Annotated in this window: 13 protein-coding genes; 4 read left to right on the top strand and 9 right to left on the bottom strand. The window is 73.0% G+C overall.

Annotated elements, in window-relative coordinates; all coding sequences use genetic code 11:
• Positions 1–243 precede the first annotated feature (243 nt).
• The 4 genes from FCN18_RS19740 to FCN18_RS19755 all read right to left on the bottom strand — a co-directional run bounded on the left by FCN18_RS19740 (position 244) and on the right by FCN18_RS19755 (position 3,416).
• Complete coding sequence (locus FCN18_RS19740; protein WP_112268525.1) at positions 244–495, bottom strand: PspA/IM30 family protein; 252 nt, start codon at positions 493–495, stop codon at positions 244–246.
• A gap of 188 nt (positions 496–683) precedes the next feature.
• Positions 684–2,150, bottom strand: a complete 1,467-nt coding sequence (locus FCN18_RS19745; RefSeq protein WP_137095807.1) for a protein kinase domain-containing protein — start codon at positions 2,148–2,150, stop codon at positions 684–686.
• A 79-nt stretch (positions 2,151–2,229) separates the two neighbouring features.
• Positions 2,230–2,439: a hypothetical protein gene (locus tag FCN18_RS19750; RefSeq protein WP_137095808.1), complete on the bottom strand. Its 210-nt coding sequence runs from the start codon at positions 2,437–2,439 to the stop codon at positions 2,230–2,232.
• 140 nt (positions 2,440–2,579) lie between these two features.
• Positions 2,580–3,416, bottom strand: coding sequence for a methyltransferase domain-containing protein (locus FCN18_RS19755; RefSeq protein ID WP_112268535.1), 837 nt, complete (start codon positions 3,414–3,416; stop codon positions 2,580–2,582).
• 89 nt (positions 3,417–3,505) lie between these two features.
• Here FCN18_RS19755 and FCN18_RS19760 point away from each other — a divergent pair, with 89 nt between their 5' ends.
• Together FCN18_RS19760 and FCN18_RS19765 are read left to right on the top strand one after the other, a co-directional pair.
• Positions 3,506–4,708 (top strand): alpha/beta fold hydrolase, encoded by a 1,203-nt coding sequence (locus tag FCN18_RS19760; RefSeq protein WP_170200576.1) that lies wholly within the window; start codon positions 3,506–3,508, stop codon positions 4,706–4,708.
• A gap of 248 nt (positions 4,709–4,956) precedes the next feature.
• The gene (locus tag FCN18_RS19765) at positions 4,957–7,095 is read left to right on the top strand and encodes an MMPL family transporter (protein WP_137095809.1); all 2,139 of its coding nucleotides are present in this window, start codon (positions 4,957–4,959) and stop codon (positions 7,093–7,095) included.
• On the opposite strand, the gene FCN18_RS19770 is transcribed toward FCN18_RS19765, so the two are convergent.
• Positions 7,078–7,455 carry a class II aldolase/adducin head domain-containing protein gene (locus FCN18_RS19770; protein WP_137095810.1) on the bottom strand — a complete coding sequence of 126 codons (378 nt, stop codon included), beginning with the start codon at positions 7,453–7,455 and terminating at the stop codon, positions 7,078–7,080. The two genes, FCN18_RS19765 and FCN18_RS19770, sit on opposite strands and share 18 nt — an antisense overlap.
• A 15-nt stretch (positions 7,456–7,470) precedes the next feature.
• Here FCN18_RS19770 and FCN18_RS39125 point away from each other — a divergent pair, with 15 nt between their 5' ends.
• On the top strand, positions 7,471–7,614 hold the full coding sequence (locus FCN18_RS39125) for a hypothetical protein (RefSeq protein ID WP_158303140.1): 144 nt from the start codon (positions 7,471–7,473) through the stop codon (positions 7,612–7,614).
• A 7-nt stretch (positions 7,615–7,621) separates the two neighbouring features.
• On the opposite strand, the gene FCN18_RS19775 is transcribed toward FCN18_RS39125, so the two are convergent.
• The gene (locus tag FCN18_RS19775) at positions 7,622–8,401 is read right to left on the bottom strand and encodes an APH(3'') family aminoglycoside O-phosphotransferase (RefSeq protein WP_137095811.1); all 780 of its coding nucleotides are present in this window, start codon (positions 8,399–8,401) and stop codon (positions 7,622–7,624) included.
• Between the two features lie 58 nt (positions 8,402–8,459).
• Here FCN18_RS19775 and FCN18_RS19780 point away from each other — a divergent pair, with 58 nt between their 5' ends.
• Positions 8,460–8,999, top strand: coding sequence for a hypothetical protein (locus FCN18_RS19780; protein ID WP_137095812.1), 540 nt, complete (start codon positions 8,460–8,462; stop codon positions 8,997–8,999).
• Between the two features lie 3 nt (positions 9,000–9,002).
• Here FCN18_RS19780 and FCN18_RS19785 read toward each other — a convergent pair whose 3' ends face one another.
• Genes FCN18_RS19785 through FCN18_RS19795 form a run of 3 tightly spaced genes read right to left on the bottom strand, consistent with a single transcriptional unit; the run spans position 9,003 to position 11,959 of the window.
• Positions 9,003–9,731, bottom strand: a complete 729-nt coding sequence (locus tag FCN18_RS19785; protein WP_228714048.1) for a hypothetical protein — start codon at positions 9,729–9,731, stop codon at positions 9,003–9,005.
• A gap of 53 nt (positions 9,732–9,784) precedes the next feature.
• Complete coding sequence (locus FCN18_RS19790; protein WP_137095813.1) at positions 9,785–10,726, bottom strand: LysR substrate-binding domain-containing protein; 942 nt, start codon at positions 10,724–10,726, stop codon at positions 9,785–9,787.
• 57 nt (positions 10,727–10,783) lie between these two features.
• Entirely contained in the window at positions 10,784–11,959 is a 1,176-nt protein-coding gene (locus FCN18_RS19795; protein ID WP_137095814.1) for a CaiB/BaiF CoA transferase family protein, read from the bottom strand.
• Positions 11,960–11,967 lie beyond the last annotated feature (8 nt).

Below are 11,967 nucleotides of genomic sequence, written 5' to 3' on the forward strand. Positions count from 1 at the left end.
TGCGCAGCGCGGCGGAGTGGGCTTCGAGGTTCCCGGCGTCATACCCAGCGCCGCGACGGTGCCCACCCCGCCCGCGTCGGCGACCGCGGTCAGGAGCTCGGGCGAGGCGATCGGGCCCAGGGGAGAGCCTGCTGGATCGGGACCCGCCCCGCCAGTGCGGTGAACGTCGTCGTGAGCATCGCGGCCTCCCCGGTGAACGCTGCGCACGAGCGAAGTCGCGCGCCGGGCGTCACGGCGTTCCGCTCACTCCTTGCGCATGGACCTGCGGATCTGCTCCAGCCGTTCCTTGCCCGCCCGCTCGCGCTCGGCCAGCTGCTCGTCGAGCGTGCGTCCCTCCGGCGTGCTCTCCGCCAGCTCCGTGGAGCCAATCGAGGTCGCGAACCGGTTCTCGATGCGGTCGCGCACGTAGTCGAAGTTCGGAACCCCGCCCTCGGTGTAGTCGCCTTCCGGCACGGCCGGCGGCGTGTAGTCGGGTTCGTCCGGGGTGTTGCTCATGGTCTGCTCCGTCCCTGGTTCGTGGCGGGGGCTGACCCCACCGACAGTACGCGGAAAGCCGGGCGACCCCGCCGCCTGTTCACCCCGCCCTGTCCGGCGTGCCGATCGAGCCGGCAGCGTGCTCGGGCCGTGACGAAAGTCCAGCGCGGCCTGCGGCCGCCCGCCTGGCCCCTCTGGAACGGGGGTGGCTAGCCGTCGCCTCGCCGTGTGTTGCCGTGCTCGTCGCCCCGGCCCCGGCCGGGACCGTCGTCCTTGCGCGGCTCCTCGCGGCGCCCCGCCGGGTCCGGGTCCTCCTCGGTGTCCCGGCCGCCGCCGTCCCCGGTGCCGCCGCGGTCGCCGTCGTCGTCCTCAGCGGGCGTATCCGGCTGCGGTCGCGCGGGGGTCGGCGGTGCCGGTGCGCTGGTCGCGGTGTGCAGGACGGTGTCGGAGTCGAGGACGGCGGTCCCGTGGCGGTCGACCACCCCGAACTGGTGGAACTCGGTGACCGTCGATCCGTCGGGGAGTGTCAACTCGATGCCGACGTGGACGCTGTCCGCGGCGGTCACCTTCGGCGCGGACACCACGATGACCGCCGTGACGCCCGACCAGTACGCGTCGAACGCGTCCCGGCCCTGCGCTCGCAGGCCGGGGCCGAGCCGCTCCCACGCCTGGTCGGTTCCGCCGGGAAGGGGTGCGTAGAACGCGGCCACGGCCTGCCGCAGCTGACTCGCGGTGAGCGGGTCGCCCGGCCGCGAGGTGCCGGGCGCGGTGGCCTCGGCGGTGCCGTCCTCGGACGAGCGGATCGCGACGAGGAGCACCACGGTCGCCAGCACCGCGACGAGCAGCGCGAGCGCGGCAGGCCACCACCGGCGCCGCCGCGTCGTGGGCCGCGCGCGGGACCCCCGCTCCGCCGCCACCGTGGGCAGGGTCCTCGTGAACGCCGGTGTTCCGGCGAGGGGAACGGTCGCGTCGCCGGCCCCGACGAGCGCGGGCCGCTTCGCGGCGACGGTGAGCGAGCGGGCCTCGGCCACCGCGAGTAGGTCCTCCGCGGCCTCGGCGGCGGTGCTGCGCCTCGCGGGGTCCTCCGCCAGCATCGCGTCCAACAAGGGTGCGAGCGGCCCCGCCTGCGCGCCGGTTCCTCCGGGCAGGACCTCCGACAGCGTGGCACCGAGGGCGTGGACGTCGGCGCCCGGTGTGGCCCGCCCGCCCCGGTCTGCGGGCGAGACGAAGCCGCCGAGCTTCACGGTGCCGTCGTCGGCGACGAGTACCGTGCCCGGCGAGACGTCGCCGTGCACGATCCCGGCCTCGTGCGCCTCCGCGAGCGCCGACGCCAGTTGCGCGCCGACGCGGGCGGCCTCCATCGGCGGCAGCGGCCCGTCCTCGGCCACGACCTCGGCGAGGCTGCGGCTCGGGAAGTACTCCATGATCAGCAGTGGCGATCCGTCGTGGTGGTCGACGTCGTGCACCGACACGACGTGCGGATGGCGCAGCCGCATGGCCTCGCGCCCCTCGCGCACGGCCCGGTCCGCCTGCACGGTGTCCGGGAGCAGCTGTTTGATCGCGACCGGCCGCTTGAGCCGCTCGTCGACGGCCTTCCACACGGCGCCCGTCGTTCCGCCGCCCAGACGCCGCCGCACCCGGTAACGGCCCGCGACGAGCTTGCCGATCTCGCTCACCGGCCACCGCGTCTCTGTATCACCCGATCAGGTTATGTGCTTGCGTTGGGTATTCAGCGGTGCCCCGTGCCGTGTCGCGTCAGGCCCGGCCGTAACCGCCGGTCAGCGTCCTCCAGAGATCGGCGTCGAAGCCCTCCAACGGGAGCTCGGCGACCATGTAGCGCACCGCGTACTCCACCTTCGCCCGCCAGCGCGCCGCCGCGTCCTCCGGGGAACCGGCGCGCAGGGCGGCGAAGATCCCGGTGGCGTCGAGCACCATCCGGTCCGCCGCTCCGGGCCGCAGCCGCACCAATCCGCGACGGGTCTGTGCTCACCGGCCCTGGCCACGAGCGATCGACCACCGTCACGCGGTCGCAGGCGTGGGGCGGGCACGCGGGTCGCGAGCAGCCCGCCCCATGCCCGCTCCCAGGACGATGGCCGTGCCCGCACTCAGTGATCGCGGCTCTGTCCGATCGTCGTCCACGCGCCGACGAGCGTGGGTAGCCGGAAGACCAGCTCCAGGTCCGTCTGGTGCCGGTGGAAGCGCTGCTCCAGGGTGTCGAGTCCGAGCTCCTCCGGGGTCGCGGTGCCGGTCCGCACGAGCACCGGCTCGAGCGTGCGGAGGATTCCCGTCGCCATCCTGGCGCCCGTCGGATCCCCGGGCTGCCGGTAGCTCTGCAGCCCGAGCACGACGGCGGGCGCCAGCCCGGCCGCGCCGAACACCGCTTCCAGCCGGGCGCCGAGGAGCGGGTCGAGCCCGGACCGCTCGAACGCCTCAGTGATCCAGTGGGCGACCTGCTCGCCGAAGCGCGTGGAGGGCAGCATGCCGGCGGCACTCATCTCGTACTCCATCGCGACCACCACCCCGCCGGGGCGCACGAGGCCGGCGAACCGGCGCAGCACGCGCGCGGGCTCGGGCGTGTACAGCAGCACGAGGCGGCCCACCACCGCGTCGAACGGGCCGGTGAGGCGGACGTCGTGGAGGTCGGCGTGCACGAACGACACGTTCGTGAGCCCGCGCGCCTCGGTGCGGCCGGCCGCCCACGCCAGTGCCCGTGCCGAGGAGTCGATGCCGACGACCGAGCCTTCCGGGCCCACGAGGTCGGCGACCTCGAACGCGACGTCACCGGCGCCGGTGCCCAGGTCGAGCACGCGCATGCCGGGCCGGATTCCCGCGAGCCGCAGGATCGTGCGCGTCGCCGGGGCCAGTGCCGCGGCCTGTTCTTCCAGACGGCGCAGCTCGTCCGGTTCGTTGCGCAGCAGGTACGGGGTTTCCGTCGTGGTCATGGTGTCCCTCTCTCCCGAGTCGTCCGTCCAGGTTGGGCGCCCCGGGGGCTGGTGGCTTGGAGGAAACGTGGGGATGATGTGGAGATTCCGTGGCGGCGGCCTCGAAGCGGGGTGGCGGCGTGTACGTGTTCGAGGACTGTGAGGTCGACCCGCGGAGGTTGGAGCTGCGCCGCCGCGGCGAGCCGGTGCACGTCGAGCCGCAGGTGTTCTCGCTGCTGACCCACCTCATCCGGCACCGTGACCGCGTGGTCGGCAAGACGGAGCTGCTCGACGCGGTGTGGGGCTACCGCCACGTCACCGAGTCGGCGCTCACCAGCAGGGTCAAGGCGCTGCGCCGGGCGATCGGGGACAGCGGCGGAGCCCAGCGCATGGTCGCCACGGTGCACGGGGTGGGGTACCGGTTCGTCGCCGACGTGCGGGAGACCGACGGCGGCCCGCCGGCCGCGCACGGCCGCATCCCGCAGCGGATCCGCTACTGCCGCTCGGCCGACGGCGTGCGGGTGGCGTACGCGGTGTCCGGATCGGGGCCGCCGCTGGTGAAGGCAGCGAACTGGCTGACCCACCTCGACCTGGAGTGGACGAGCCCGATCTGGGCGCACTGGCTGGACGGGCTCGCCAGAAGGCACACGCTCGTGCGCTACGACGAGCGAGGCTGCGGGCTGTCCGACTGGGACGTCGGCGAGTTCCGCTTCGAGGACTGGGTGGACGATCTGGAGCTGGTCGCCGACGCGGCTGCGCTGGAGCGTTTCCCGTTGCTGGGCGTCTCACAGGGCGGCGCGGTCGCGATCGCCTACGCCGTGCGCCATCCCGAGCGCGTGTCCCGGATGGTACTCGCGGGCGCGTACAGCCGGGGCCGGTTCGCGCGCGCCGCCACGCCGGAGGAGAAGGAGGAGGCGGCGCTCGACCTGACCCTGGGCCGGATCGGCTGGCGGCACGACGACCCGACGTTCCGGCAGGTGTTCGCCAGCCAGTTCCTGCCGGGCGGCACCCGGGAGCTGTGGGACGCGTTCAACGACCTGCAGCGGGCGACGACGTCGATCGACAACGTCGTGCGGTTCCTCGACGTGTTCGCGCACATCGACGTGTCCGCCCTGGCGCCCCGGGTCGGCTGCCCCACGCTGATCCTGCACTCGCGCGGGGACCTGCGCGTGCCGAAGGCGCAAGCGCAGGAGCTCGCCGCGCTCATCCCGGACAGCAGGCTGTGCTTCCTCGACAGCCGCAACCACATCCTCACCGAGGACGAGCCCGCCTGGCCCGTGTTCCTCGCCGAGCTGGACGGCTTTCTCGCCTGACACGCCGCGGCGTCGGTAGCTCTGCCGTACCGCGCCGGCGATCAGGTCGTGGCGCTCGGCGCCGTCCCGCCAGTGCCTTCGTTCAAGATCGAGTTGATTGCACGGGACGGTCCGTGGCCGCACCGTCACCCAGGGGTCGCCGCGAGTGCGGAAAGCCCCGCCGCCGCAAGCCGATTGGGGACTTCCGGCCCGCGTCCCGCACCCCGTCCCCGGGTTAGCTTCGGGGTTTCCGGATGGGGGTGGGACCCATGGACGAGATCCCCAGCGGCGCGCGGCGGGCCGCGCGGCTTCCCTGCGGCCGGGTGGGCAAGTGGGTCGTGCTCGTGCTGTGGCTGGGTGCGCTGGCCGCGCTCGGCCCGCTCTCGGGCAAACTCACCGACGTCCAGGACAACCAGGCGTCGTCGTGGCTGCCGGAAAGCGCCGAGTCGACCGAGGTGCTGCGCGTGCTGGAGGGTTTCCGGTCCAGCGACGAGGTTCCCGCGATCGTCGTCTACGACCGGCCCGAGGGGCTGCGGCAGGCCGACCTCGCGCGCATCGCGGACGACACGCGCGCGTTCGCCGGTCTCGACGGCGTCGACCGCAGGGTGGCCGGGCCCATCCCGTCGGGTGAGCGGCCCCTGCCGGAGGCGGCGCAGGTGGTTGTGCCGCTCGACATCGGCGAGGACGGCTGGGACCGGCTGCCCGGGCTCATCGACGAGATGCGCCGCATCGCGGGCGACGGAGCCGACGAGGTGTCCGTGCACGTCACCGGCCCCGCCGGGTTCGGGGGCGACAGCGCGGAGGCGTTCGAGGGGATCGACTCCACGCTGCTCTACGCCGCGCTCGCCGTGGTGGTCACGATGTTGCTGCTGACCTACCGCAGCCCGTCGCTCTGGGTGCTCCCGGTGCTCGTCGTCGGGTCGGCGCTCGCGGTGGCACAGGGCGTCGTGTACCTGCTCGCCCGCTACGCCGACCTGACCGTCAACGGGCAGAGCGCGGGCATCCTGCTGGTGCTCGTGTTCGGCGCGGGCACCGACTACGCGCTGCTGCTCGTGGCGCGCTACCGGGAGGAGCTGCGCAGGCACTCCGACCGGCACGAGGCGATGGCCTACGCCCTGCACCGCGCCGGGCCCGCGATCTGGGCCAGCGGCGCGACCGTCGCGATCAGCATGCTGTGCCTGCTGTTCGCGGACCTCAACTCCACGGCAGGGCTGGGCCCCGTCGCGGCGATCGGCATCGGCATCGCCCTGCTGGCCATGGTGACCCTGCTGCCCGCGCTGCTGACGATCACCGGCCGCTGGGTGTTCTGGCCCGTGCGGCCCGCGTTCGGCTCGGCCGACCGGACCGAACGCGGCCTGTGGGCGCGCATCGGCAGGACGGTCGCCCGTGGCCCGCGCGTGGCGTGGGCGGTGACCGCGGTGGTGCTGGGAGTGCTCGCGCTGGGCACGCTGACACTCAAGGCCGACGGGCTCACCAATGCCGGTTCCTTCACCGAGACCCCGGACTCCGTGGTGGGGGAGCGGGTGCTGGCCGAGCACTTCCCGGCCGGGGCCGGGCAGCCCATCCAGGTCGTCTCCAACGCGGGACAGGCCGGGCAGGTGCGCGAGGCGTTCGCGGGCGTGCCGGGTGTCGTGTCGGTCGGGCAGCCGGAGGTTCGGGACGGGATCGCCTACCTGGAGGGGACCACCGAGGCCGCGCCGGACACGCAGGAGGGGCTCGCGACGCTGGTGAACGTGCGCGACGCCGTGCATGCCGTCCCCGACGCGGGCGCGCTTGCCGGAGGGCAGGCTGCGTTGCTGTACGACACGGCGCAGGCCAACACCCACGACCGCAACCTGATCATCCCGCTGGTGCTGGTGGTGGTGTTCTGCATACTGGCGGTGCTGCTGCGGTCGCTGCTGGCCCCGCTGGTGCTGATCGCGACCGTGGTGCTCTCGTTCTTCGCCACGCTCGGCATCAGCGCGTTCTTCTTCAACAACGTGTTCGGGTTCGAGAACGCCGATCCGTCGTTCCCGCTGTTCGTGTTCGTCTTCCTGGTGGCGCTGGGGATCGACTACAACATCTTCCTCATGACGCGCGTGCGCGAGGAGGCGTCGCGGGACGGCACCAGGCGCGGGATGCTGACCGGGCTCGCGACCACCGGCGGGGTCATCACCTCCGCGGGCCTGGTGCTCGCGGGCACGTTCGCGGTGCTGGGCACGTTGCCGCTGACCTTCCTCGCCGAGCTCGGCTTCGCCGTCGCGGTCGGCGTCCTGATCGACACGATGATCGTTCGCGGAGTGCTCGTGTGCGCGCTGACGCTCGACATCGGCAGGTGGATCTGGTGGCCGGACCGGCTGATGCACAAGCGCGACGAACAGCCCCGTGCCACCCGGCTCCAGGCGAGCGGCTCAGCCGCCCCAGGGTGAGCCGTAGCGCTCGCCGAGGCGCACCCCGCCGCTCTCCCCGAGTGTCCTGATCGGACGGTCGCCGAGGAGCAGGAGCAGTTTGCTCGCCTCCTCCAGCTCGATCGCGGCGTCGAGCGCCACCACGAGGCCGTGGTTGGCGAGCAGCGCGGCCCGGAACGGGAGCCCGAGCCGCTCGATGGCCTCGGCCTGCGTCGAGCACCGAGAGGCGCTCCGAGTCGAGCGCCGCGAGGTCGGCTCCGGTGGGGACATGACGATCGAGTCGCCCTCGCGCACGCTCACGTCGCCGGACGAGCCGGGGGAGAGGCCCAGCTCCGCGAGGCGTGCGGCGGCCGCGACGAGCTCGGTGCTCACGGTGCTCACCGGGTCCCTCAGGCGGTGGCGAGTGAGTCCCAGGCCGTGGTGAACATGTCGATCTCGCCGAAGTCGCCCGAGTTGAGCGCGAGGTTGAGCGGCACCGGCCTCGGCACGGACCTCGTGCTCGCCGAGGTCACCGGCATCGGGGACGCCGCGACCGGTTGAGCGGGGTTCAGCCCCACGTCAGCGGGTCGAGGTGCAGGTAGAACCGCAGCCGGTCCGCGTCCAGCGGGTGTCCGTAGCGGCCGGCGAACGCCTCGTCCGCCGCGCGGGCCTCCGTCTCGTCCGGCCACGTCTCCCGCGAACTGGCGAGCAGCAGTGCCAGGTCGGCGTGCCGGTCGGCCAGGCCGAGCCTGCCCAGGTCGATCAGTCCCGACACTTCCAGGGTGTCCGGGTCGAGGACGATGTTGGGCAGGCACAGGTCGCCGTGGCACACCACGGTGTCGGCAGGCTCCTCGGCGAGCCGCTCCTCGAGTCGCGGCTCCAGCCGGGCGAGCAGTTCCGCCGGGGGCGTGCCCTGCTGTTCGACGGGGAGGAAGTCCGGCTCCACCGCGTCCCTGGCGACGACCTCCCTCGCCAGTGCGAACATTCGCGCCAGGTCCCTCCGAAACGGACAGTCGTCTGTGGACAGTTCATGCAGCTGCCGCACGGTGCCGGTGATCGAGGGCCACGCCTTGGCGAGTGCCTTGGGCGGCACCGTGTCGGCGGGAACGCCGGGCACCGCGCTGGTAATGAGGCACGCGCCGGTGTGGTCCTCGGTCCAGTCCAGCACGCGGGGGCAGGCGACACCGGTGCCGGCGAGCCAGGAGACACGGTCGCGTTCCGCTGCCAGCTCCGCTCGCCCGCTCGCGGGAACGTGCTTGGCGTAGCGGGAGCCCGTTGTGTCGCACAAGACCGTTGCGCCCGATTCTCCGTTTGTCACGGGCTTCCAGCGGCCGGGTGGAACGATCACCCGGTGATCCTAGGGCTAGGGTGTGGCGCGATCGGACACTGGGGAAGGAACGTTTCGCATGAACGTGAACTACGCGCGCGCGGCGAGGATGACGAACGCGCGGCTGATCAAGGAACGGATGCAGGCCGTCGGCGCCGCGGTGGTGGGTGCCGGGTTGATCGTCGGCGGCATCCTGGTTCTCGGCGACGACCGGGTGATGTGCGGCTCGCAGGAGATGAGCGAGGGGCAGGTCTGCGAGGAGACCCGCAACGGCGAGACGACGGCCGAGCGGAGCCTGGACGAGCAGGCGAGCGACAACAAGACCACCGGCTGGCTGCTGCTGGGCGGCGGGGCCGCGATGCTCGTCGGTGGTTCGGCGTGGGCGTACCACGGTTTCGCCCGCAAGAAGCGGGTCACCGCGGAGCAGCTGGCGGCGGGGCAGGGCCATGCGCCGCAGTCCCCCGTCCCACAGCCACAGCAGGGCTGGCAGCAGCCCGCCCAGCAGTACCCGCCCCAGCCGCCGCAGCCCTACCCTCCGCAGGGTCACGCGCCGTACCGGCAGCCGTATCCGCCGCAGCCCGGCTACCCGCCGCACGGATACGGGCAGCCGCCGCGGTGACGCTCACGGCCGGTCGGGCTTACCGCCCAGCAGGTCGAGGAACCGGTTGACCCTGCGCTGGTAGGCGGCTCCGAACCGGTGGTCGGCGCGGGCGAGCTTCGCCTCGCCGTAGCGGCGGCGCGCCCACACCGACGACGGTTTGGCCAGCCGGATCGCGCCCACCGTGGCGACCACGGGCACGACGACGCCGATGATCCCCGTCGGGAGCTTGCCCTTGAGCACACAGACTCCCGCCATGGAGAAGTGGAGCACGACGGTCGCCGCGAACGCCAACGCGGTGCCGCTGTCCTCGGGGTCGGCGCCGATGGGCGAGGACTGCAACAGCAGCGCGGTGCCGACCGCGCCGCCGACCAGGATCGCGTCGAGCGAGCGGCGGCCCTCGGCCGACCAGTAGACGTCGTTGAGGTAGAGCCAGAGGGCGAACTCGTCGAGGGTGAGCGCCGCCCCGGCGCCGAACAGCGCCGCGAGCAGCTCGGCCCACGGCGCCTGCGGGTCGTACCGGAACGTCAGCATCCCGGTGACCAGGAGCAGCAGGATTCCCCACACCTGGTGGTGGACGTGCACGCCGCCGACGTGGACGTCGCGCAGCGCACCCCGCTCCGGCTCCCCACGCCTGGCGTGGATGCGGCGTGTGATCGTCCGGACGACGGCGAAGGTGACGAGGAACCCCAGCAGCGCGCACAGCGCGGCAGAGCGGCCCGTGTCGACGAACGTGCGCTGATACCAGTCCACGGCGACCTCCCCGGGTCACACGTCGCCAGCGAAGCCTCCCAGCATACGGCCGCTCAGCGCTGAAGTCCGGCGAGGCGGATGCCCTCCCAGCGGCCGTCCCCGGCGAGCCGCCGTGTCACCTCGACGATGCCACGGCGCACGGCCACCACCGCGTCGCGCGGCTCGTAGAACTCGGTGGCGGTGCGGATCGCGACGTGCCTGGCGAGCGGGGGACCGGTGATCCGGCGGGCGCCGACGTCGCGCGGCCGCCGGTTCCCGGCGAACACCGACAGCGGAAGGATCGTGCACGCCTCGCCGCTCTCCGCGATGCGGATCATGGTGCCGAGCGACTCGACGTCGGCGACCACCGTGGGCACGAGCCCGTGCCCGCCGAACGCGCGGTCGATCAGCGCGCGCAGGTTGCTGCGTCCGCCCGGCGCCACCAGCGGTACCTCCCGCAGCTCCAAGACGCTCACTTCGTGCTCGGACTCCGGCTCCGGATCCGGCGTGCCGATCAGGTAGAGGTCCTCCGAGTACAGGGGCACCTCGCCGGGCCTTCGCGCGTCGTCCTCGCGGTAGACGGCCGCCAGGTCGAGCCTGCCGCCGAGCAGCAGCTCGTGGATGTAGCCGCTCATCGACTCGAACAGCTGCAGGTGGACGCCGGGGTGGTGCGCCTTCGTCCACGAGAACAGCGCGGGCGCCAAGTGCGTGGCGACGGTGGTCGGCAGTCCGATCGCCACCGGGCCGTGCACCCCGTCCCGGTCGCTGGCGATGTCCTCGGAGAGCCGGTCGAACTGGCGCACCAGCTGCTGGGCGTCCCGGTAGAGCGACCGGCCCGCCGGGGTGGGCCGCACGCCGCGCGGTCCGCGTTCGAGCAGCCGCACGCCGAGCTGGTGCTCCAGCTGGGCCATCCGCTGGCTCAGCGCGGGCTGGGACACGTGCAGCTCGGTGGCCGCCCTGGTGAGGCTGCCCGCGTCGAGGACGGTGATGAAGTCGCGCAGGTGGGCGATGTCCATCGTGCCGCCTTCCTGCCGTGCTCCTGGCAGGCCGATCCTCTCACCCGGACCGGCGGGTCAGGCGACGCCCTCGGCGACCAGCGCGTCGATCTCGCCCTCCGCCAGCCCCAGCTCGGCGAGGATCGCGCGGGTGTGCTCGCCGAGACCGGGCACGGGATCCAGCCGGGGTTCGCCGGTGGCCAGGCCCGGCAGGGCCAGCGCGGGCACCGGGCCCGCGGTGGTGCCCACCTCGTGCCAGCGCCCGCGCGCGGCGAGCTGCGGGTGCCGCCACACCTCGGCGAGCGTGTTGACCCTGGCGTGCGCGACCGGGATCTCGGCGAGCAGCTCCATGGCCTGCTCGCTCGTCAGCTCCCCGAAGCGCTGGGTGATGATCGCTCCGAGCGCCTCGCGGTTGGCGTTGCGGTCGGCGTTGGTGGCGTACGCGGGATCAGTGGCCAGCTCGGGCCGCTTCAGGAACTTCTCGCAGAACGCGCGCCACTCACGCTCGTTCTGGATGGCCATCATCACGACCTTGCCGTCGCCCGCGGGAAACGGGCCGTAGGGGTAGATCGTCGCGTGCGCGGCGCCCGCCCTCGGCGGCGGCTCCGCGCCGTCGTAGGTGTAGTAGAGCGGGAAACCCATCCACTCCACCGTCGCCTCCAGCATCGAGACGTCCACATGCGACCCCTCGCCGGTGCGGCCCCGCTCCAGCAACGCCGCGAGGATCGAGCTGTAGGCGTACATCCCCGCCGCGATGTCGGACACGGAGATGCCCACCTTCGCGAGGTCCGCGCCGGAACCGGTCACCGACAGCAGGCCGGCCTCGCTCTGCACCATGAGGTCGTAGGCCTTCATCGACTCGTACGGTCCCGGCGAGCCGTAGCCGGAGATGTCGCACACGATCAGCCGTGGGTTGGCGGCCCGCAGCTCGTCGGCCCCGAGCCCGGCGCGGGCCGCCGCGCCCGGCGCGAGGTTCTGGATGAACACGTCGGCCTCCGCCAGCAGCCGGCGGAGCACCTCGTTGCCGCGCTGGTCCTTGAAGTCGAGGGTCAGCGACTCCTTGTTCCGGTTGACCCACACGAAATGCGAGCTGAGGCCCTTCACGCGCGAGTCGTAGGAGCGCGCGAAGTCGCCGGCGCCTGGCCGTTCCACCTTGATCACGCGGGCGCCGAGATCGGCGAGGTGCCTGCTGGCGTACGGAGCGGCGATGGCCTGCTCAAGCGACACGACCGTCACTCCACGAAGGGGCTGCATCTTTCTCT

Source organism: Prauserella endophytica (genome assembly GCF_005146945.1).
Lineage (GTDB): Bacteria > Actinomycetota > Actinomycetes > Mycobacteriales > Pseudonocardiaceae > Prauserella_A > Prauserella_A endophytica.

Coding starts and splice junctions, on each gene's coding strand:
- FCN18_RS19740 (WP_112268525.1), bottom strand. CDS start 495: ATGAGCAACACCCCGGACGAACCCGACTACACGCCGCCGGCCGTGCCG.
- FCN18_RS19755 (WP_112268535.1), bottom strand. CDS start 3,416: ATGACCACGACGGAAACCCCGTACCTGCTGCGCAACGAACCGGACGAG.
- FCN18_RS19765 (WP_137095809.1), top strand. CDS start 4,957: ATGGACGAGATCCCCAGCGGCGCGCGGCGGGCCGCGCGGCTTCCCTGC.
- FCN18_RS19780 (WP_137095812.1), top strand. CDS start 8,460: ATGAACGTGAACTACGCGCGCGCGGCGAGGATGACGAACGCGCGGCTG.
- FCN18_RS19790 (WP_137095813.1), bottom strand. CDS start 10,726: ATGGACATCGCCCACCTGCGCGACTTCATCACCGTCCTCGACGCGGGC.
- FCN18_RS19795 (WP_137095814.1), bottom strand. CDS start 11,959: ATGCAGCCCCTTCGTGGAGTGACGGTCGTGTCGCTTGAGCAGGCCATC.